This window comes from Neptuniibacter sp. QD57_21 (assembly GCF_047778075.1).
GTDB lineage: Bacteria > Pseudomonadota > Gammaproteobacteria > Pseudomonadales > Balneatricaceae > Neptuniibacter.
The window spans coordinates 1,620,787-1,641,023 of the sequence record NZ_CP180549.1 but is presented as its reverse complement, the minus strand read 5'-3'; the positions used below and the strand labels follow the sequence as shown (position 1 = coordinate 1,641,023).

Here is a 20,237-nt window from a genome sequence, read left to right as displayed (position 1 = left end):
TTGAAGTTCACTCTTTGAATGCTATCGAAACCGTAGCATCAAACTACAAATTCTGTAGTTAAGAATAAAAACGAAAAAATAGTAGAGATTTTTATGCAGTACATGCAATTTTGCCCAATCGCTAAAGCCTCGGAGCTACTTTGCGAAAAGTGGACGCTTCTTATCGTCCGTGAGCTACTCATGGGTGGAAAACGCTTTAATGACTTTCAGCGCGGCATGGCTGCTATCTCCCCTACTATGCTTACTAAGCGCTTAAATGAGCTGACGGCAGCCGGTATTGTGATTCGTAAAAAGATCCCAAACCAACGGGGCTACGAGTACTTTTTAACCGATCAAGGCAAAGAACTTTTACCGATTATTCAGCAAATTGGTGATTGGGGCATGCGTTGGACCCGCGGTCAGATCTCCGACAGCGAACTCGATATTGAACTGCTGATGGTTTATCTCGAACGCAGCATCCAAACCGATAAACTCCCAGACGGTGCAACGACAATCTGCTTTAACTTTAGCGACCGTGAACACTTAGCTAAATGGTGGGTAATGGTCGACGGTAACCATAAAGATGTCTGTACTACAGACCCAGGCAAAGAGGTCGATATCTGGTTTAATACCGATCTGCGCACCATGATTGAGATCTGGATGGGTGATATCAGCTATAAAGCCGCGATTAGACAACAGCGATTAAACCTAATCGGCCCTAGCTCTTTAACGGCTAATGTCAGCCGGTGGATGAATAATAGTATGTTTGCCGATATACCGGCGGCTAATGAGATTTAAAACTAAAAAGGGCCTTCATAATGAAGGCCTTTTTTATATCTTATGACTAACCCAGTTAAGTTTTAAACTGAGCGATTAGCTGATGTAGGTTACCCGCAGATTGCGATAAGTGCTGTGTCGCTTGTGCGGTTTCACCAACACCTGTGGCATTCTCAATCGCTAATTGGTGAATGTAATTTACGTTCTCGCCAATCTCATCGGCCACGCAAGACTGCTGCTCTGTAGCACTGGCAATTTGCAGCATCATCTCACTGATACGTTCTGCACCTGCGCCTATAGAGATAATCACATCATTCATCTCTTTAGTGCTTTGAAGTGAAAGCTGAGTTTTCTTGATGCTCACATTCATAGATTCACTTGCTCGGCGCGTCCCCTCTTTTAGCTGGGTAATGATCGATTCGATATCGCGTGTTGAATCCTGCGTTCTTTGAGCAAGGGAGCGAACCTCATCAGCAACCACTGCAAAGCCTCGGCCATGATCGCCTGCCCTCGCCGCTTCTATCGCAGCATTTAGCGCCAATAGGTTGGTCTGTTCAGCAATACTTACAATCACAGCTAAGATAGAGTCGATCTGCGCGCTGTATTCTTCGAGGTTCAGGATCGCTTGATTGGATTGATCTACTTCATGGGAAAGCTCAGCAACGGATTGCATGGTTTGCTCTATCCCTTTCTGAGCGGCAACGACTTCTCTAGATGCATTTGATGTGGCATCGGAAACATTCTGAGCGTTCGATGCAACCTCTTGCACGGTTGCAACCATCTGTACCATTGCCGCAGAGATTTTTGTTAATTCGTTTTGCTGCAGCTCTGTATTGGTATGGGTTTGAGTAGTAATAACTGATGTTTCCTCACTACTACGCGCCATCTGCTCGCTGATGCTGATCATGTCAGCAACCATTTTTCGCAGGTTATCCGCCATAACAGCCATCGAGCTATAAGCACTGCCATGTTGCTGATTTGCATCAATGGCTAAGGTTAAATCACCTGATGCGATGGTGTCGGCTACCTGTTTCATCTCGTGTGGCTCACCACCTAACGGGCGTGTAATCGATCGAGAAAACACATAAGCCACAGCAATAACGATAACCATTGAGATTAATACCGTAACCAGAACCGTCATCTTCAAACCAGACACAGATTCAAGTGCTTCAGCCACATCAATTTCTGAGATAAGTGCCCAGGTAAGACCCCCTACCTTCACCGATGTATAAGCAGACAATACAGGGTTACCGTTGTAATCAATCAACTCTGTAACGCCTTCGTTATTATTTAATGCTTGGCGAACCGATACAGAATCAATACCGTTTTTCGCAACAGTCCCGGCAAAAGAAGCGATCACAGAGTGCCCTTCAGGATCAAGGAAAGAGTCAGATCGCATACGTTTATCTGATCCAACCAGATAAGATTCACCCGTTTCACCCATACCATCTCGCTCTTGCATGATGGAACCGATCTTTTCGATCGATAGCTGAAGCGCGATAACACCCGCAAACTGACCATTCTGTTGGATTGGGTAGGCAATAAAACTGGCCGGCGCATTTGCACTAGGTGCGTAAGGGGCGAAATCTTCTAATACAAATTTATTCTCATCACGGGCATTTCGGAAAGCATTAGCTAGGCCAGAATCACGATACGGGCCTGATAGTAGGTTAGTGCCGTAATCAGCCTCACGTGTCACTGTATAGAAAACAGTGCCCGCTGGATTGATTAAGAAAAGGTCATAATAACCATAGGCATTAATGTACTTTGCAAAGAAACTACCATCCCCACCCTCTACACCAAGCATCTGTTCGACGCTGTTTAGAGTATGCCCTGCAGATGTCATAGAGTTGATCATCTCAGAGAGCATCATCACATCACCTTCACGCTCAGCAAAGTACGACTCGATCTGATTTTGCTTAATACTGCGCACCGCTTGTAACTTGTTAAGCGCTTGATCACTTAAGCTATTACTACTGGTATAGGTAAGAAAAGCTCCCAAAATCAACATAGGAACTATACCCACAGCTAAGAAAATTATGGTGAGCTTGCGAGATAGCGTCATCTTAAAAAACTCCTTTTTGATTAAAGACCCTAAAAGCAGGAACAGCAGGCTGCCATAGTTTTTAATCAAAAAATATAGATAGCTATCTGTTTAATAACTCCTAATATATTTTCATTAACAAATCCTAAAATAAATTAATTAATAACTTTTACAGCTACTTTTATAGAAGATTAAGCATTATATAGGCATTAATTTAACGCACAATTAAATTCATACAAGCGTTTAAACCTATACTAAAGAACATACAACTCACTACTATTTAATAGGCATAATATCGACATGTAATAGATATTTACTACATATATTTATAGAAATATAGTAGAAACAGATTAAGTATTAACTAAATTAGCAAATACAAACAAATATTAAAAATCAGGCCTATTCACAAATTAGGAAGAACTTATTATTGAATAATTAATCTCTTAATTAGATAAAATAGATTCAATAACAAGAAAAGACATTATTATTTATACGGTTTATTCAGCGAAGGAATAATGGTTTTTACCTGATGTTTTGACGCTATACATTGCTTTATCTGCACACTGAATAAGACGTTCCGTATTTACAGCATTATTGGGGTATATTGCTATTCCTATACTTACGCCAATATCTATCTTTTTTTGCTCGATGTTGTAAGGCTGCTTAATATTTTCTAAGACTTTCTTAGCGACAAAAGCTGCATCTTGTTGTTTATTGATCTCACTTAAAAGAATGATAAATTCATCGCCACCAATTCTCGCTACTGTGTCAGATTCCCTTACACATGCTTTAAGCCTTGTAGCGGTATCAATTAATACCTGATCACCAACATCATGACCAAAGCTATCATTTACCTCTTTAAAGCCATCAAGGTCGATAAACAAAACCGCAGCCTGCATCTGCTTCCTTTTCGCTATATCAATGATTTTAGCTAAACGATCCATACACAATCGACGCGTAGGTAGGTTTGTTAAGTTGTCATGAGTCGCCATATATTGCAGCTTTATCTCACTAACTTTTCGCTCAGTAATATCTTCTTGTAAGGCCACAAAATTCACAACCTTACCTTTAGCTGAAATAATCGGATGTATGGAAGCTCTCTCCCAATAAAGCTCACCTGATTTCTTCTTATTGTGAAACTCCCCTTGCCATGTCTGTCCGCTATTTAGAGACTCCCATAGCTGGCTATAAACTGGGTCTGGGGTGTTACCAGATCGAGTCATATTACTTTTGCGCCCTACAGACTCTTCTCGGCTATAACCTGTAAGTTCCGTATAACGCTGATTGACGTACTGAATGATTCCATCAGGATCAGTGATAATGACAGATGCGGGACTATTTTCTACGGCTAAAGAAAGCCTTCTAAGCTCGGAAGCTTGCACCTTCTGCGCTCGGTTTTGTGCCTGAGAAACACTCACTGTCAATGCAGTTAGCCATATAGCTGCCACGGCTAAAACCCGATTGGTAATAACAACCCAATCTTGCCCGCCTACAGGTGAATAAAAGTAGCCAATAAAAATTAGAATAGTGGCGAGAAATGCCAAAAACAGCGTATGTTCACGTCGGGGATATATCTTGCCAACCAGAACAAAAAAGATATAAGGCAAGCCACATGCTATGCCCAAAGGTAGTGCTAAATCTAAAACAAATAACGCGATTCCCAAAGAGAGTGTAAAGAGCAGTAAAACAGGACTAACTCTTGCTTCGTCAGAGATTGCCAAGCCGTGACTTATAGGCTGCCCTAAATCAGGTAACTCTTGATCTTTTTTGTATCCAGATAGTTGCCATAACAACAATGCTCCAAAACAAATTGCAACCGCAGCAACAGCACTGGTCTTAAAGCTGGCTTGAAAAAATATACTACGTATTTCAGGGATGTCTATTTTAGCGACTAAACCGGCTTCCAATGCAGGAAGTGGAGTAAATGCAGCAAGAACATTTTCGTTACGATAATCAATATCCACCAGCGTGCCAGTGCGCCCAGCTAATGCTTGTTTCATTGCATTCGAGTGGGGTTCGACTACATGAAAATCTGGAACAGGCTCAAGAGCATGCGAAGGCTGTGTAAGGAATTTCACACTGTAACCGTCAAAACCTCCTAACAAAAACTCACCGGTCACGCCAAAACCAGGTGACTCCTGCATAGAATTGCTAACTTGAAGTAATGTCGCTTTTACTGAACCGCCGGGAAAATCATCCTCATTGTATTGAGCATCAAACTCAGCTACTGCGTTAATCAAACTCGCTTGAGTTTCAACCATATCTAACAGGCGCTGATTCTCAGCTTCACGTTCGGAGTGATACAACAAACCTATCGAGGTCATCATCACAGTGAGGGCTACTGTAGCGAGCAGCAATATCCGATATATAAGCCACTCTTTAGGCCCAACACCTGATTTTAATGCAAAGGCTTCACTACTTGAGTGCTCCTCTTCCTCTATCTGACTGATTAACAATGTCCCCATCACTATTATGATCAGAGCAATAATTAAGGCATTAATACTGGCACTGATAAAAGGCTTTTGTACTTCTGCCATATCAATTTTAGCGACAAGACCAATGCTCAATTGGGGAACTAACTGATAAGCAGCAATCACTTCACGATTTTCATAGTCAAGCCCAACAACTGTACCGGCTCCATTATTCAGGGCCCGCCTCATCGGTTCAGCAGCACTTTCGCTTAACGGTATAGGATTGGGGGCTTGTTCAAGTTGACGAGAACTCATCAAGAACTCAATACTCTCTCCTCTGAGCTGACCAACAACAAATTCACCGGTTTCCCCAAACCCATTTTTATCCTTAAACGAGTTTCGAATTTGACTTAAGGTTGCACCTTCAGCCCCATCAGGGTGGTCTACACGACTGTATTCCGCATCAAAGACAGCAACTGAATTTATAAGGCGAGCTTTGCTTGAAACAAGAGACACTAGACGGGATTCTGCAGCCTCAACAGCAGACTTGTATAAGATCCCAATCGAAGCTAAACAAGTAATTACCCCGACAAACATCATAATCGTGATAATTGGCCAAAAATGCTTATGAGACTCTTTTTTCAATACCATTTCAGAAACCAGGTAGGAATCCCAAAAAGCCTTACATAGCCCCCACCCTTAACACTATGTAATCAAATATTGGGGTATAGGTTTACTATAGACGTTAAACAACTTATTTCTACGGTACAGGATATGAACTAAAGACCTAAAAATATTGTCACAAAGGCGACATTTGTTCACTTTTCAAACAAACACTAAAGGATTTTGTATAGCCCTATTAACAGGCCACTAACAAACCAAAAGCAGCCTGAGAAAATACCGCTTAATCAAGATAAACTCAGTATTTCGGATGTTAACTATTTACCCGTTTCACTAAAGTTTATTGCTATAAGAGATCTTGCCCTCTTTTAAATCTCAAATAGATATTTGAAACTACACATACCAGCGTTAACCCAAGTTATGGAGCTACAATGATCGATCCATCTGCTACAAATCATGAACCAACTATCGATTCACTCGACGATCTTGCAGCTCACGCCGATTACTCGCTATTACAAACCTTAAATCCTGATCCAGAAGCAACAAAAAACGGGATCGACCATTTCCCTAGAGAGATCTTTTCTGGCCATTATGTGCCAGTTAACCCAACACCTATCAATAAGCCTGAGTACATCACACATAGCTATACCTTTTTTCGAGAATTAGGTTTTAAGGATACTCTGGCGCAATCGGCTGGTTTCAAGCAGATGTTCTCTGGCGACCTTTCTCAAGTACCCGAACCTTTACGTAAGCAGGGTTGGGCCTGCGGTTATGCCCTTTCAATCTACGGAAATGAGTACTATCAACAATGCCCATTTGGCACAGGTAACGGATATGGAGATGGTCGAGCAGTCTCTGTTTTAGAAGGCATCTTCAACGATAAACGTTGGGAGATGCAGCTTAAGGGCGGCGGTCAAACTCCATATTGCCGCGGAGCAGATGGCCGTGCAGTTTTACGATCAAGTGTGCGTGAGTTTTTAGCGCAAGAGCATATGCATGCCCTCGGCGTGCCGACATCAAGATCATTGAGCCTTTACGTTTCCAAATCAGAAACGGTCAGGCGGCCTTGGTATTCTGAAGGCTCACACTCTCATGAACCTGACACCATGGTCTATAACCCGGTTGCAATCACAACACGTGTTGCCCCATCGTTTATTCGTGTTGGCCAGTTAGAGCTTTTTGGTCGCCGTGCTCGAAAACAAGAACACCCTAAAGCATTAGAAGAACTCGAGATGCTAGTTCTCCATTTGATCGAGCGTGAATACAGCTATGCAATCGATAAGGATCTATCTCTAACAGAGAAAGCGCTGGTACTCGCTCAAGCTTTCCGTGACCGACTCACTTCACTAGTCAGTAACTGGATTCGGGTCGGCTACTGCCAAGGCAACTTCAACAGCGATAACTGTGCTGCGGGTGGTTTTACCCTAGATTATGGTCCATACGGTTTTATGGATGAGTTTGATCCACAATTCCAACCTTGGACCGGCGGCGGGCATCACTTCTCCTTCCTAAATCAGCCTCTAGCCGCAGAACAGAACTTCCATATGTTCTGCGTAGCCTTAGCTCCCCTTCTCCAAACAGCTCCTGACGGAATAGAACAGCTCAGTGAAATCAGAAACGGTTTTGCAGAAGAGATGACTAACAAAATGGAAGCAATGTGGGCCGCAAAATTAGGCCTACATAAATTTGAGCCAGAACTAGTAAAAGAGCTATTAGCTCTAATGACCCAGACCCAAACTGATTACACGCTCTTCTTCCGTGAACTATCCAACCTGCCAGAGAGCCTAGAGCCATTAACAAATAGCTTTTACCAAGCGCCATCTAGCAAACTCAGTGAACGCTGGGAAGATTGGCTTAAGCGATGGAACACCGCTGTGGAGCAGGCTAATACCTATCTGAATCGTTCGCCAGAAGAGTGTATTCAGCAGATGAAACAGGTAAACCCTAAATACACTCTACGTGAGTGGTTTGTACAACCAGCTTATCAGCAGGCTACGGAAGGTAATTACGAGCTTATAAGGGAACTACAGAAAGTAATGACTCAGCCTTATGCTGAACAATCACAAGAAGTGGAAGATAAATTCTATAGATTAAGACCAGCAGAACTGAATGATCTAGGTGGTTTATCTCATTACAGCTGTTCATCGTAAAGATTTAAGCGGAGCCCAAAAGTCCCAATATATAATCAATAATTCCAATATTGGGACTAATCAAAGTGTTTTCTGATAGTTCCAGTGCATATCAGCCTACGAAAGTAACCTGACTTATCACTAGATAACTGCTACAGACGAAGGAAATCCTTGAGGCAGAAACACTTCACCATGAGGTCCAAGAACTTTTTATAGATTACAAACCAGTATTAACTAATAAACAGTAGGGTAGATTTTATCTCAACCTTAGCTTTTCAAGTATCTGATAGCACTCAATAGATATAACTGGTAGTTCTTTTACGAGTTCATTTACTGGAAAATTAACTTTAGGCCAACTATCGTGGTGACAGAAACTACGAATTTCACTAGTCAATTTTGCTTCATCCCAATCAGGCCATTCTGGGTTCTTTTCAATTAAAACACTCACCAAATCTGCGAACTGGACAACTAAAACTAAGTTCCGCAATTCTGCTGACACTTCGTTGTGTTCGTTTATCTCGTAATTATGGTGATAACGAATCATGTCTACAATTACTTTCGGCAACTGCCATTTCTTCGCCGCAATAAAGCCAGCATCTGCATGTGTAAAACCAAGTACTCCTTTCTCTACCTCAGGTAATTCTATCGGCGTGTCCCAGCCCTTAGCATCTACGACATCAATGGCTTTAGCTGTCATTTCAAACAGTACAAATCTTCCTATGTCATGTAACAAGCCTGAAGTAAATGCCAGCCCTTTATCCACGTTAAAATCTTTTAGATGGATCGCCACAAACTTCGCAATATGAGCTGTTTCAATTGAGTGCTGCCAAATGGCTTTTTGCTGATCTGTTACGGGGGTGAAAACTCGAGCAACTGATAATGTTGTTATAATCGATAATATTTTATCTGTCCCAACCCGAATCAGTGCTTCATGCAGATCAGTTATGACATGGGAATGTGCCGAAGAGGCTGAGTTAGCAATTTTTAGTACTCTTGTTGCCAGCGGAGGGTCTGCTTGAGACAACTCAGTTACTTTGTCATAAAAGAAGGGGGAGTCTGTATCAAGCGCCATCAAATCACAAACAACAGAAGGCAGAAGCGGTAACTGTTGAACACGCTCTTCTATTCTTGATAAAGTGAGTTTTCTTTTCTTAGTTGTCACTTTCAACGCTCTCATTCTTTAAAAACACTTCGACCTGTTTCGCAGTCAATAGTTTTTAATAAAAATAGCCATATACCAGCATACATCCTCTGTTTTCAGTATATCAGTTTGCTCAAGTACTATTAAATTAGCCCGTAATGATTGTTGTGCAGAGCATCTACTTTGGCACATTGCAGTATTAATTTAATAACTCTTATTAATTCGTTTTTCTGTATATTAGATTTATCGTTTAAGGTCATAAACGCCTTATTTGGATTAGCGATAGGCTATTACTTACCGCTCTTGTTCAGCTAGAGCGGTAAGCTCCTTGCGAGATAACTTGAGGCCTTTCACCATCATAGAATCAGGTATCTGGGCAAAGCCAACAGGAATCATAAAACTGGGTAATAAGTTCTTAAGATCGGACTTAATCTGAGCAAAACAACAATCTGGATTTACCCAAGCAAAAGGTCGATAGACAAATTCAGGACACTCAACAGGAACCACTACTGCTTGAGTCACACCTTCTAGTTTGAGTAGTTGTTTCTCAATCATTTCCGGCTGAATATTTTCACCGCCGCTAATAAACTGATTATCCTTACGCCCTGTAATCAGCAGCCTGTTACTCTCCCACCGGCCGATATCACCTGTCCGGAAAAATGCCTCTGATGATCTCAATTGGTTACTAACCAGATAGCCTGCAAATAAGCTTTCACCTGCCAGTAATATTTCACCGTCTTCATCAACCTTTAGCTCGACACTGTCTAGCACTTCCATCGAGCCATCTTCACCTTCAGTACAAGCCTGTGACGATATTTCGCTCATGCCGTAAGTCTTTCTTAAAGGCAGGTCAGCACATAAACGTAGAAGTTTATCTGCCGTAGGACCTCCCCCTATCAGCAAGGTTTTTAGCCTTAAATCCTTTATATTGTCAGCTGATGCTTTGAAACGTTGTAACTGTGTCGCCACCATCGAAGCATGGGTTATACCCATGTTCTGTAGAAATAATGGGTCCTCTACACGGCCACCAATAGTCAGCGATGCACCGGACACTATTGCCCTGAAAAGCACGCTAAAGCCACCGATATGGTAGATCGGCAATGAGACATGCCAATGATCAGAAGAGTCGCAAGGATTGATGATCGCTGAAGCTTTAGCACTGGCAATATGGTTAGAGAGGCGATAACAAACCAGTTTAGGTGTTCCTGTCGATCCCGATGTAAAAATTCCATTCACTATGGATGAATCAACAACACCCTCTTCATGCTCTTCATCTAGTCCCGTTACCCCATGCTGATCGATAAAACACGCATACTGGTTAAGGGCTTTTAACTCATTCAGCAAGGTCTCACTAAATGCAGGATTGAACGGAACTGCTACCGCCCCCAACTCCATAATGGCACAACTTAAAATGAGCGTATCAAGCGTATTAGCAGCTTTATACAGAACAAGTTGATGCTCTCTTAACCCGAATGAATACAGTTCATCTCTCTTAGATTGAATCAGACGATTAAACATCTCGTAAGAAAAACGATGCTGCTCATCACCCAGTGTACTGCCATTGCCGTAATGCTTTTCGAGGAGCGTTTCTAGCATAGCTGCGCAATCTCTTTACAATCTGCCAATGGGACTTTTTCCGCTCTAAGCTTAATTTTTGCGGGCTGTAGGTCTTTTGCAAGATACTTAAGAGTATCCAAGCCCTGCTCCTCGGTTAATTCCAGGTCCTGAGCCAGTGAATGATAAAACTCCAATGAGACATTGCTTTCAAAGCTACTGGAAAGCACACAGGCTATTTCCCTCTCACGAGCTAATTCAGCAAGCTCTATAGTTCGTTGTAACCCACATAGCATTGGCTTTAATACCCAGGTTTTAGCAGTAAAGAATATTTCCGGAACAGGCTTTAGCGGATCTAGCTCGCGGAGAGATTCATCAAAAGCGATAGACAATCCGTTAGGTTGGTAATGGTCGAAGCACTTAAGCGGCTCTTCCACATAATCGATTTGTGACGTATTGAGTGCTTGCTGGAGAGTTTCTAGCTCTTCTATCGTCCATGTCCGGTTGGCATCAATTCGTAACTTTTGATGAGGTTGCAAATAAGCTAATGCTGATTTTAAAGACAAAACATCATTCTCAATTGATTGATGCCCTGCTTTAATTTTTATCCGATGGCTTTCGGAGCTCTTATCCATAAGCGAACAGGAACGAACAGCTGTAGAACGCAAAGGATTCTCAAGTTGATACCACGCAGCTTCAATTGCAAACCGCACACTTGGGTATAAGCGCTTCGAACTAACAAAAGCGGACAATTCCGTCGAATCAAGCACTAATAACTGCTGCTTACACTGTTGTAGGGTTTCATTTGAAAAACCTGGTAAGGGTGCGACCTCTGTATAAATACTCTGATCGCCGAACAACCAGTGTAGTAGCAATCCCTGTCTAGTTTTGAGTGTTTTCCGCTTACCACCCATATTAAAAACAAAGGGAGAGGTAAACGGAATTTCATACTCAAGAAGCCGGAGCTTAGGGATCATGGCTGGCGTTTAAATCGCTTAAAGTCAGGTGGACGTTTTTCATTGTAGGCATTACGGCCTTCCTGCCCTTCCTCTGTCATATAAAACAACATAGTCGCATTACCGGCTAGCTCTTGAAGACCTGCTTGCCCGTCTATTCCAGCATTGAAAGCACTCTTTAACGTTCTCAACGCCATTGGTGAAAGCCTAAGCACTTTTCGGCACCACTCAACCGTGGTTAGTTCTAGATTTTCTAAAGGTACGACCTTGTTGACTAGGCCCATATCTAGTGCTTCTTTTGCATCGTACTGATCACATAAGAACCAGATCTCACGGGCTTTTTTCTGCCCTACGATACTTGCCATATAACTGGCACCAAAACCACCATCGAAAGACCCTACTTTAGGGCCTGTCTGACCAAATCGAGCATTCTCCGCAGCTACCGTCATATCACACACTAGATGTAATACATGACCGCCACCAATGGCATAACCCGCTACCATCGCGATAACTGGCTTAGGTAAGCTTCGGATCATCTTCTGAAGATCCAGAACATTAAGGTGATGAACACCAGACTCATCTTCGTAGCCCGTATCACCTCGAACTCGCTGATCCCCGCCTGAACAAAAAGCCATATCTCCTTGCCCAGTCAGAATAACCACACCTACCTGATCGTCATAACGGGCATCATTGACTGCCGCAATCATCTCTTTGACAGTTTGTGGGCGAAAGGCATTACGTACTTCAGGACGATTAATAGTGATTTTAGCGATACCTTCAGCCTTGTGATAAAGGATATCTGTAAATTGCTGCCCGCAATCAACCCAATCTGCGCCCTTCTGGATACTGCTGTCTGCAGGGTTAGTCATGAATAAAGTCCGTTAAAAAATTAGATAAAATCCTACTCACACTACAGGCCTGATCACTGTGACAATTATGGCCTGCACCTGAGATAACATGATGAACGATATTAGCATGCTGTTGAACGAGCTGTTTTGCTAATTCTGTGTATTTTTTATCATGCTCTCCTGTGAGATAGGTAATAGGGTGCCCCCCAAGTGAGGACGTCATATCCTGCTGATTAGCCACAGATAGAGTCAGCAATAAGTTTCCTAAAGCAGATGGATCAGCCTTATGCCGTTGATAGATCTGTTCCGCTGTATCTTTTTCTCTGCCATTAAACACACTTTGCTGATACCACTGCTCCAAAGTGAGCTTAAGATCCTGCTGACTAAACCGCTGCTGCCAAACTAAATCACTGTCTAGCCGCGCTTTGTCGCCGGGGAGGCCCGGGTGCCCTCCCTCGAATAAAGCACCACAAATTAAACCAGGATTATCCCTTAACCAATGCATCCCAATACGTGCACCCAGAGAATACGCTAGTAAAAACACCGGTTGTTTAAAATCGGGAAGTTGCTGCCACAACCAACGGCTATAACCTTCAATATCTGTCACCTCTTTTGGGAAGGAAAGAGGCAAAGAGAGATAAAGAATATTCAGTTTCTGACTATCTGGGAGAAGATCTATAACGGGTTTCCAATCATCCTGCCCCCCCATAAAGCCATGGAGGCAGAGTATAACGGGGGAGCTTTCAGTTAATATCTGGCCATTGTAATTCGGATGGTTGATCAGCATCTAATTATTAGCCTGTCGAATCAGAAGCTGCGCCATGATTTCTTGAAAACTCATAGAGTGCTTTTATTTGCTGACTACTCTCAGTGGGAGGTACTTGTAACTCGATCATTGCCACCCCATTCTGTTTGAGTAACTCAGTAAGCTGCTGTTTGAAGTGCGCTTCGGTGCTCGGTAAATAATGAGGAATATCAAAACTCCTAGCGATATTACAAAACTCCAGACCATGCGGTAGCTGGAAAAAATCTCGCTGAATATCACCTAAATTTGCCGTAGGCAGCATATTAAATATGCTGCCGCCGTCATTGTTCAACACTATCAATATAAGCGGATAGGCACTGATATGACGGCGTGCGATCATCAAACTGTTTAGATCATGCAACAGCGAGGTATCACCTAACAAAACCACCATAGGTCTCCCTCGCCCCTGCTGTACACCACAAGCTGTGGCCAACAGCCCATCAATCCCACTCGTCCCTCGGTTACTGAATACAGAGAAATCTCGATTAGACTGCAGATCCATCAAACGAATGCTTAAGCTATTACCGACAAAGAGGTCCACGCTACCATCCAGAACATCACATAGAGTCTGCGCAGCTTTCAGCTCACCGAATGATAGTGAACGCACAAAGGTTCTTGCTTTCTCCAGTATCTGACCGCTCTTTTCCAACAAGAGAGCATGATCTGATTTTTCGATGACCGCGTCCTGACAGTACTCATCTATATCTAAGCAAATCTGGGTAGCCGTTTTAGAGGGATCGAGTGCTAACGCCTGTGGAGATACCAAAATATAGTTTTCAAAATGGCTTTCAGATAACCAATTCAACAAGCGCTTGCCGACAAGCCGCCCACCAAACTGAATCACCGAGTCGTATTCAGCAAGAAGGTCAGGCTGAGCTTCAAGAATCAGTTCAACACTTTGAATAATCAATCGATGCTTCGGCAAATTACTGTTTATGTCGGCAAGAATTGGGGTATCAAACCGTTCAGCCATTGCCAACACATGCTGTGCTTGCGAAGAGGTTAAATCACCGGCGACAAGCACTGCTTTCCCTTTGGGTTGGCTAAACTTTGTTTCACAAACAGAGGAAGCAGATAGGCTCTCTGGAGCAACAATCTGAAGGTATTTGTCTGTATCTAAGAGATCCACATCATCTGTTGGATAAAGCGGCTCCCTAAATGCGCAATTGATCTGTACAGGGCCTGACGTACTGGCTTTCTGGTAAGCCCTGACAATTGAACTCAGGTTTTCTGTAATCTCTGCTTCACTATCTAACGCATCAATCTGACAAAATTCGACAACATTATCAGCAAAGATTCCTTTCTGATTAATCGCCTGATTCGCGCCACAATTTAGCAACTCTTCAGGCCTATCAGCAGAGAGCACTATCAACGGCTGCGATGTTTGAAAAGCTTCGATGACTGCAGGATATAAATTAGCAACCGCAGTCCCAGATGTAGTAATCACGATGACTGGCTTTGACCGCGCTTTGACAAGACCCAGTGCGAAAAAACCTAAGCCTCGCTCATCAATATGCGTGTGTAATCTCAGCTGCCCCTGCTCCCCATTATTGGTTTTAGACAGAGAAAGCCTGGCAGCCGCAATAACTAAAGGAGCACTTCTAGAGCCAGGCGCAATACAGATGTCCTCGACGCCCAACTGAACTAACTGTTCTAGAACAGCAGCGGCCCATAGATTTGTCAGATTAGTGTTGTGCTGTTCCATAAACCACATCGAGAAGAGAGTTAATTTTCGAATCCAGCTCCTGCCATTCCGATTCTGAATCGGAGCCTTCAACCAAACCGACACCAGAAAAACAGTGTAAACGGTTATTCTCCAGTAGCGCAGATCTAATCACGACAGCAAAATCAACAAACTCCCTCTCATCACTATAACTGGCGATTCCAATCCCTCCGCTATACCAACCACGCGCTAAGGACTCATTTGAAGACAGGAAATTCAAGGCGGCATTTCTAGGATAACCCGATACAGCAGGTGTCGGGTGGAGCAGATTTATCAATTCAGCATCATCAATATTACAATTAAGTTCAGCAGTCACCTTTTGGTAAAGATGCTGAACTTTTTCCAATTTCATAACTTGAGTAGGTTCAAAATCAACCGTGTTACAAACACCTTCAAGCTGCTGCTGTATAAATCGGCTGACCAACCCATGTTCATTCTGAAACTGAGAGCCATTGAATAGCTTTTGAGCTAACAGATCATCACCCGCTAAATCGTCTCCTCGCCCAACCGTTCCAGCCAATGATTCTGTGCTAAGTTGCTGCCCTTCTCTTTTATAAAGACGCTCAGGTGAACACCCCAAAAGATACTTATCGCCTCTTTGCAGCATAAACGAATAAGTATCTGAATTTACCGTCAACCACCGGTTCAATAAATGATGAACATTCATTGAACCATTAACTGGTACGACTACATCTCTGGCGAGAACGACTTTTTCAACATGCTTTTGATCAATGTCACTCTGAACCTGATCACAGAGATCATGCCAATGGGCTTTATCGATACTAGAGCATTTTTGAAACTGCAGACCTTCCTCACTAGGTTCTGGAATGGACTGATCCCAATCCAGTGCAAGAAGTAGCCTAATCAGATCATTTTTTGCAGTATTCCATTCAGCCTCGCCGTTACATGGCAGGTGAATATGTAGGTGATATTCACCCTGAGTTTCACTCAAACAGATCTGCGGCAAAACAAAATAACTGGATGGAAATTCTTGCCATATATCACTCTCATCTTCTTCAGCAAACGAAAATCCGCCAAAGAACCAAGGGAGATACGCTTTTTCAGATTGGCTAAAGATCCGAGATGATAAATTTTTAACTTCAGCAATCGCTTCAGATGATGATCCTGTAATTACCTCCACCGCGACACCAAGGCCTGCTAGCGATCTATCCTGATCTCGCTCATGCCAATACATTTGCTGGTGAGAGGTATTGTTGGAAAGAAAGGCAATCAAATCCTGTCGATCGACAGAAACCGAAGCGTGGTATATACGATCTAAAAAATAAGGTAGGAGGCTAACCTGCTTACACAATGTTGCAACAAAGTCAGGTTGATCCGAAAAATCGATAAGAGATTCTGCAGGCTTTACGAGTGTTTGCAAAATATCCTTGGCCTAAAAAAGAATGAATGATCACATTATTCAAAACATAATACCGAATACAAATATGACCACAACAGAACAGCTAATCTAATGTGCTAAGAAACCCATGTTTCTTTACTTTCTCTGCTCTGTATCAAACCATGATGTCTATGATATGTGGCGGCCTAATTCATAAATAACGGTAAACGGAGCTGCAGATAGGCTCTACAGATTGAGAACAGATAACTTTGAAGAATAGATAGGATCAAGCTTATGGCTTTCCTTAACTAAATTAACCTGCATATTTGTAAAAGCGATCTCTTTTATCGTCGGTTCAATAGTTTTGTTTTGCTCGGTCTCAAACCAATCAAGAACGGTAGAAAGGTGCCATAAAGAAGAACTACCTGCATAAACAGGGACAGGAAAGGTGTAGCCATGATTCATTACCAGCTTTCTAATATTTTGCCGAGATACCCCTATGATTTCAGCAATATCCGAAACCCCGACCATATCAGGTGTCGCCTCAAATAGCTGAGCATTTGGAATCACAGACTTCACATCTTCTATCGCGGTGATCACAGCCTCAGAAGCACTTTTCGCTTCTCGGGTGAATTGTAAAGCGATACGCCCACTATGACCTAACCCAATTAATGCATCATCGCACCCTGCTTCACCTAATTGCTCAACATAAGTACTAGGATCAATGTCAGCGTCTGGCAATGCAAACTTCAAGGTAAATTCATAATCACGCATGCTTTTATTCCTCATCACATGCTTTTTTCACAGCACAGTTATCAACGACTCGTTTGATCTGCTTAGCATGGTTTTGCGGGCTTTTTGGGGTGCTCCAAATACTAACGATACAAAACTCACCACAACGACATTCTTTGTCATTATAAGGACAGTAAATTTTACCCCAAGCGTGGCTTCCACCAACTTCAATACGCCAACCATTCTTTTCCGCATAAACTAATGCGGCTTCCACTTCTTTTTTGGAGTGTTTCTTACGAGACATCCCTGTCTCTCCGTATGCTAAGTTTAGAAATGCACTATCAAGTTGTCAAACGACAACCGATTTAAAATAATAATCGCTCTACAAGCACATACCTTTCAATCACAGGGTTAGGCATTCACGTAATATCTTTATCTTAGCGTGCCATTAATGATGATTTTTTTAATTTGCTGCTCATCCATATTTTCAGCAAATAAGAGCGCCACCTGGTCTTCTATGACTGATGAAGTAAATACGATTACTGATTTTTTGGGGCCAATAGCCCAGTAACCGATTCCCTGTTCGGTAGGAAATGTTCTTATCTCGTAAGCTGATACTTCAGTGTCAATAATGTGCTCTTTAGATTGTTGCAGCTCGGATTTGTAGCCCTCAGGTTCAGGACCAGCGTTTTGTATTCCTAAGAGGTACTTTGGCCAAGTGCGCATATCAACGCCTTGGAATCCAAGAGCTATATCGGTGAGCGTTTCCATTGATAGATTAGAACCATCATCGAAAATGATTACTAACCCATCCAAGACTGCGATTTTTGCATTGGTAAGCTCGTCTAACGGAATATTGATCTTACCGACAGTACCGGTCTTAAAAGTGGTTGAAGGGCCGTAATCGACCTTTAAGATGGGGTATTCTTTAACGCCTGAATAGGCAAGATTAGAACTAAATAGCAAACAACTAATTAGTGTTAGGCGTAAAATCCTTTTTAATTCACACATCTACCATCCTTGAAATTTTCTCTATCTAAATCGTGTAAGTAACACGATTTCTGCCCACTTTACCTATCAGGGTCTTGAAAAACCATAGCTAACATATTGTTTAAAAAGTAGTGGAGGCAACTAGAGGCGAAGGCTTCCTTATTCCGCCTCAACTAAATCCTGACGCCAAGTGCAGCTTCCACCAGCTTTCTTATCAAGCATATTTAGAAATGCTTCGTGCTCGGCTAGCTCTTCATCAGACAACGTAACTAAAGGTAAGCCTTGCAGTGCATCTGCATGTCTTCTGATTTGCCCTGCATCACCACCCGCCTCATCATCCGACAACGACAAAGAAGTTTGGCCACCTGTCATCAACAGGTAAACATCAGCAAGAATCTCGGCATCCAACAAGGCGCCGTGTAACTCACGATGGGAGTTATCAATACCTAAGCGGCGACATAAGGCATCGAGGTTGTTCTTCTGACCCGGGAATTTATCTTTAGCGATTTTGAGGGAGTCGGTGACTTTACAGAGCTCTTCTGTCGTCTTCCAACCCGAACCCAACATACCGAATTCATGATCCATGAACCCGACGTCGAAGGGTGCGTTGTGTGCAATCATCTCTGAGCCGTCGAGAAACTCGGCAAACTCCTGAGCGATTTCAGCAAATTTCGGGCAGTCTTTAACCTGCTCATCCGTGATACCGTGGACCGCGATCGCCTCAGGGTCAATAGGCATCTCTGGGTTGATGTAGACGTGAAAGGTTTTGCCGGTCAGCTTACGGTTGATTACCTCAACACAGCCTATCTCAATAATCCGATGCCCTTGGAAATGCGGACCACTTTCCTGGTTCATACCTGTGGTTTCAGTATCCAGAATCACCAGACGATTCGACATAAATAAGGCCTCTTAATCACTAACTACAATGGCGCGAGTATAGCAGAGTATTTTTCTGTAAACAGGTGATCTCGCTATATCTGACAGATCCTAAATAACCACACAAAGTTTCTATCATATTCATTAGATCCTCACTTCAGAATCTAGTGAGGTATAGCAACAGCACTTGGGCTTGTTTCATAGGAGTTACTAATAGCAAAAGTCCCCAAAATGGAACCAAAAGTCCCATTTTGGGACTTTGCGTGTGAGAAACAACTCTTATTCTAATGCTGGCAAATTCGCCAAGAGAACTTCAAGCTCCTTAGTAATACTAATTAACTCGGAAAGCAGCTGTGGATTGATCTCAAGATGTCCTTCGTACTCTGCAAGGTTTCGTGTGTTATGGCATTTATCTAAAACCCGCCATTTTGCCTTGCTTAGCCCTAAAGTATGGCCCAAGCACTGAAAAACTAAGTAACGGCTATCGGATCTGTAGCCATGCCATCTTAAAGCAGCTAAGGCGAATGCGTGCGCTGCACTATAAGCTAATGAGAACTGGCTATCTTCACTTAGGCCTTCGATTTGAGCATCATTAAGTTTGGTTTTACCTGCGCGAACCATGCCTTCAAATTCCTTTTTATCTGGCGGTTCGAAATTGAGCTTGTTAATTTTGACTAAATTATCCAGTTCCTTCATAGAACTCCCCTGCTATCCTTGCAGTAGATCGATCCTAGATTGTGACATAACCTTAGAAACAAAGTTTTGTCCCTCACCTAAGCGTTGAGAAAACTCTTCTGGTGTATAAATGGTTGGATTTATCTGGCGGTTCAATTGCTCTTCAAGAGGCTCCAATCCTTCCATTACCTCGCTATAACTTAAACCATTACCCACCAGCATTAAATCAATATCGCTCTCGGCATGCTCTTCACCTTTAGCGACAGAACCATAGATAAAGGCTTGTTCGACGTTCTCTAAAAGACCAGATATCCCTTGCTGAAGCACACCTTTAATACCAAAGGTTTTAATAACAATCTGCTTCAATTCACCATAAATCGGGCAACTGCTATTTGCTTGATAATGGTTCTGATTACCTAACTTGGTAACAGTGAGTATTCCCGCCTCTGTTAGCTTTGCTAACTCACGCGTGAGTGCACCTTTACCCATTGCCGTTTTTCTAGCAATCTCATTGAGATAAAAGCTTTTCTCAGGGTTACCGTATAGCAAACCTAATACATTCTGTTGCGCCTTAGTAAACAGCGCAGTTCCAATCGTCGAAGCTAACATCAAAAACAACCCAAAAAGTCCTAATATG

General features: G+C 42.7%; 17 protein-coding genes. 2 read left to right on the top strand and 15 right to left on the bottom strand.

Translation table 11 applies throughout. The annotated features are described in order from the left end of the window. The first annotated feature begins 93 nt into the window (after window positions 1-93). Entirely contained in the window at window positions 94-777 is a 684-nt protein-coding gene (locus ACMXYS_RS07260) for a winged helix-turn-helix transcriptional regulator (protein ID WP_415898087.1), read from the top strand. Window positions 778-832: 55 nt separating this feature from the next. On the opposite strand, the gene ACMXYS_RS07255 is transcribed toward ACMXYS_RS07260, so the two are convergent. Next, complete coding sequence (locus ACMXYS_RS07255) at window positions 833-2,821, bottom strand: methyl-accepting chemotaxis protein (RefSeq protein ID WP_415898086.1); 1,989 nt, start codon at window positions 2,819-2,821, stop codon at window positions 833-835. Window positions 2,822-3,297: 476 nt separating this feature from the next. After that, complete coding sequence (locus ACMXYS_RS07250) at window positions 3,298-5,862, bottom strand: diguanylate cyclase domain-containing protein (RefSeq protein ID WP_415898084.1); 2,565 nt, start codon at window positions 5,860-5,862, stop codon at window positions 3,298-3,300. 401 nt (window positions 5,863-6,263) lie between these two features. On the opposite strand from ACMXYS_RS07250, the gene ACMXYS_RS07245 reads away from it, so the two are divergent. After that, a complete protein-coding gene (locus ACMXYS_RS07245; RefSeq protein ID WP_415898083.1) occupies window positions 6,264-7,982 on the top strand; it encodes a protein adenylyltransferase SelO in 1,719 nt (572 codons plus the stop codon). Window positions 7,983-8,217: 235 nt separating this feature from the next. On the opposite strand, the gene ACMXYS_RS07240 is transcribed toward ACMXYS_RS07245, so the two are convergent. From ACMXYS_RS07240 to ACMXYS_RS07180, 13 genes are all read right to left on the bottom strand, one after another. After that, window positions 8,218-9,123, bottom strand: coding sequence for an HDOD domain-containing protein (locus ACMXYS_RS07240; protein ID WP_415884369.1), 906 nt, complete (start codon window positions 9,121-9,123; stop codon window positions 8,218-8,220). A 273-nt stretch (window positions 9,124-9,396) separates the two neighbouring features. Beyond that, the gene (locus ACMXYS_RS07235; RefSeq protein ID WP_415898082.1) at window positions 9,397-10,698 is read right to left on the bottom strand and encodes an AMP-binding protein; all 1,302 of its coding nucleotides are present in this window, start codon (window positions 10,696-10,698) and stop codon (window positions 9,397-9,399) included. Next, window positions 10,692-11,633, bottom strand: a complete 942-nt coding sequence (locus ACMXYS_RS07230) for an enolase C-terminal domain-like protein (protein ID WP_415898081.1) — start codon at window positions 11,631-11,633, stop codon at window positions 10,692-10,694. Before ACMXYS_RS07230 ends, ACMXYS_RS07235 begins: the two co-directional genes overlap by 7 nt. After that, a complete protein-coding gene (gene menB, locus ACMXYS_RS07225) occupies window positions 11,630-12,481 on the bottom strand; it encodes a 1,4-dihydroxy-2-naphthoyl-CoA synthase (protein WP_415884366.1) in 852 nt (283 codons plus the stop codon). Before menB ends, ACMXYS_RS07230 begins: the two co-directional genes overlap by 4 nt. Beyond that, a complete protein-coding gene (locus ACMXYS_RS07220) occupies window positions 12,474-13,247 on the bottom strand; it encodes an alpha/beta fold hydrolase (protein WP_415898080.1) in 774 nt (257 codons plus the stop codon). The genes menB and ACMXYS_RS07220 overlap by 8 nt, the downstream gene beginning before the upstream one ends. 7 nt (window positions 13,248-13,254) lie before the next feature. Continuing rightward, complete coding sequence (gene menD, locus ACMXYS_RS07215) at window positions 13,255-14,970, bottom strand: 2-succinyl-5-enolpyruvyl-6-hydroxy-3-cyclohexene-1-carboxylic-acid synthase (protein WP_415898079.1); 1,716 nt, start codon at window positions 14,968-14,970, stop codon at window positions 13,255-13,257. Next, a complete protein-coding gene (locus tag ACMXYS_RS07210) occupies window positions 14,951-16,369 on the bottom strand; it encodes an isochorismate synthase (RefSeq protein ID WP_415898078.1) in 1,419 nt (472 codons plus the stop codon). Before ACMXYS_RS07210 ends, menD begins: the two co-directional genes overlap by 20 nt. A gap of 204 nt (window positions 16,370-16,573) precedes the next feature. Further along, window positions 16,574-17,101 carry a helix-turn-helix transcriptional regulator gene (locus ACMXYS_RS07205; protein WP_415894142.1) on the bottom strand — a complete coding sequence of 176 codons (528 nt, stop codon included), beginning with the start codon at window positions 17,099-17,101 and terminating at the stop codon, window positions 16,574-16,576. A gap of 4 nt (window positions 17,102-17,105) precedes the next feature. After that, window positions 17,106-17,363 (bottom strand): hypothetical protein, encoded by a 258-nt coding sequence (locus tag ACMXYS_RS07200; RefSeq protein ID WP_415884361.1) that lies wholly within the window; start codon window positions 17,361-17,363, stop codon window positions 17,106-17,108. A gap of 128 nt (window positions 17,364-17,491) precedes the next feature. Next, a complete protein-coding gene (locus ACMXYS_RS07195) occupies window positions 17,492-18,070 on the bottom strand; it encodes a hypothetical protein (protein WP_415898077.1) in 579 nt (192 codons plus the stop codon). Between the two features lie 138 nt (window positions 18,071-18,208). Then, complete coding sequence (gene dnaQ / locus ACMXYS_RS07190; protein ID WP_415898076.1) at window positions 18,209-18,946, bottom strand: DNA polymerase III subunit epsilon; 738 nt, start codon at window positions 18,944-18,946, stop codon at window positions 18,209-18,211. A 258-nt stretch (window positions 18,947-19,204) separates the two neighbouring features. Further along, entirely contained in the window at window positions 19,205-19,621 is a 417-nt protein-coding gene (locus tag ACMXYS_RS07185) for a hypothetical protein (protein WP_415884358.1), read from the bottom strand. A gap of 12 nt (window positions 19,622-19,633) precedes the next feature. Continuing rightward, on the bottom strand, window positions 19,634-20,209 hold the full coding sequence (locus tag ACMXYS_RS07180) for a nucleotidyltransferase domain-containing protein (protein ID WP_415898075.1): 576 nt from the start codon (window positions 20,207-20,209) through the stop codon (window positions 19,634-19,636). Window positions 20,210-20,237 lie beyond the last annotated feature (28 nt).

What these genes read in the sequence shown, in the direction of transcription:
- ACMXYS_RS07260 (WP_415898087.1), top strand. Translation starts at nt 94, where the DNA reads ATGCAGTACATGCAATTTTGCCCAATCGCTAAAGCCTCGGAGCTACTT.
- ACMXYS_RS07255 (WP_415898086.1), bottom strand. Translation starts at nt 2,821, where the DNA reads ATGACGCTATCTCGCAAGCTCACCATAATTTTCTTAGCTGTGGGTATA.
- ACMXYS_RS07250 (WP_415898084.1), bottom strand. Translation starts at nt 5,862, where the DNA reads ATGGTATTGAAAAAAGAGTCTCATAAGCATTTTTGGCCAATTATCACG.
- ACMXYS_RS07245 (WP_415898083.1), top strand. Translation starts at nt 6,264, where the DNA reads ATGATCGATCCATCTGCTACAAATCATGAACCAACTATCGATTCACTC.
- ACMXYS_RS07235 (WP_415898082.1), bottom strand. Translation starts at nt 10,698, where the DNA reads ATGCTAGAAACGCTCCTCGAAAAGCATTACGGCAATGGCAGTACACTG.
- ACMXYS_RS07230 (WP_415898081.1), bottom strand. Translation starts at nt 11,633, where the DNA reads ATGATCCCTAAGCTCCGGCTTCTTGAGTATGAAATTCCGTTTACCTCT.
- menB (WP_415884366.1), bottom strand. Translation starts at nt 12,481, where the DNA reads ATGACTAACCCTGCAGACAGCAGTATCCAGAAGGGCGCAGATTGGGTT.
- ACMXYS_RS07220 (WP_415898080.1), bottom strand. Translation starts at nt 13,247, where the DNA reads ATGCTGATCAACCATCCGAATTACAATGGCCAGATATTAACTGAAAGC.
- menD (WP_415898079.1), bottom strand. Translation starts at nt 14,970, where the DNA reads ATGGAACAGCACAACACTAATCTGACAAATCTATGGGCCGCTGCTGTT.
- ACMXYS_RS07205 (WP_415894142.1), bottom strand. Translation starts at nt 17,101, where the DNA reads ATGCGTGATTATGAATTTACCTTGAAGTTTGCATTGCCAGACGCTGAC.
- ACMXYS_RS07200 (WP_415884361.1), bottom strand. Translation starts at nt 17,363, where the DNA reads ATGTCTCGTAAGAAACACTCCAAAAAAGAAGTGGAAGCCGCATTAGTT.
- ACMXYS_RS07195 (WP_415898077.1), bottom strand. Translation starts at nt 18,070, where the DNA reads ATGTGTGAATTAAAAAGGATTTTACGCCTAACACTAATTAGTTGTTTG.
- dnaQ (WP_415898076.1), bottom strand. Translation starts at nt 18,946, where the DNA reads ATGTCGAATCGTCTGGTGATTCTGGATACTGAAACCACAGGTATGAAC.
- ACMXYS_RS07185 (WP_415884358.1), bottom strand. Translation starts at nt 19,621, where the DNA reads ATGAAGGAACTGGATAATTTAGTCAAAATTAACAAGCTCAATTTCGAA.
- ACMXYS_RS07180 (WP_415898075.1), bottom strand. Translation starts at nt 20,209, where the DNA reads ATGTTAGCTTCGACGATTGGAACTGCGCTGTTTACTAAGGCGCAACAG.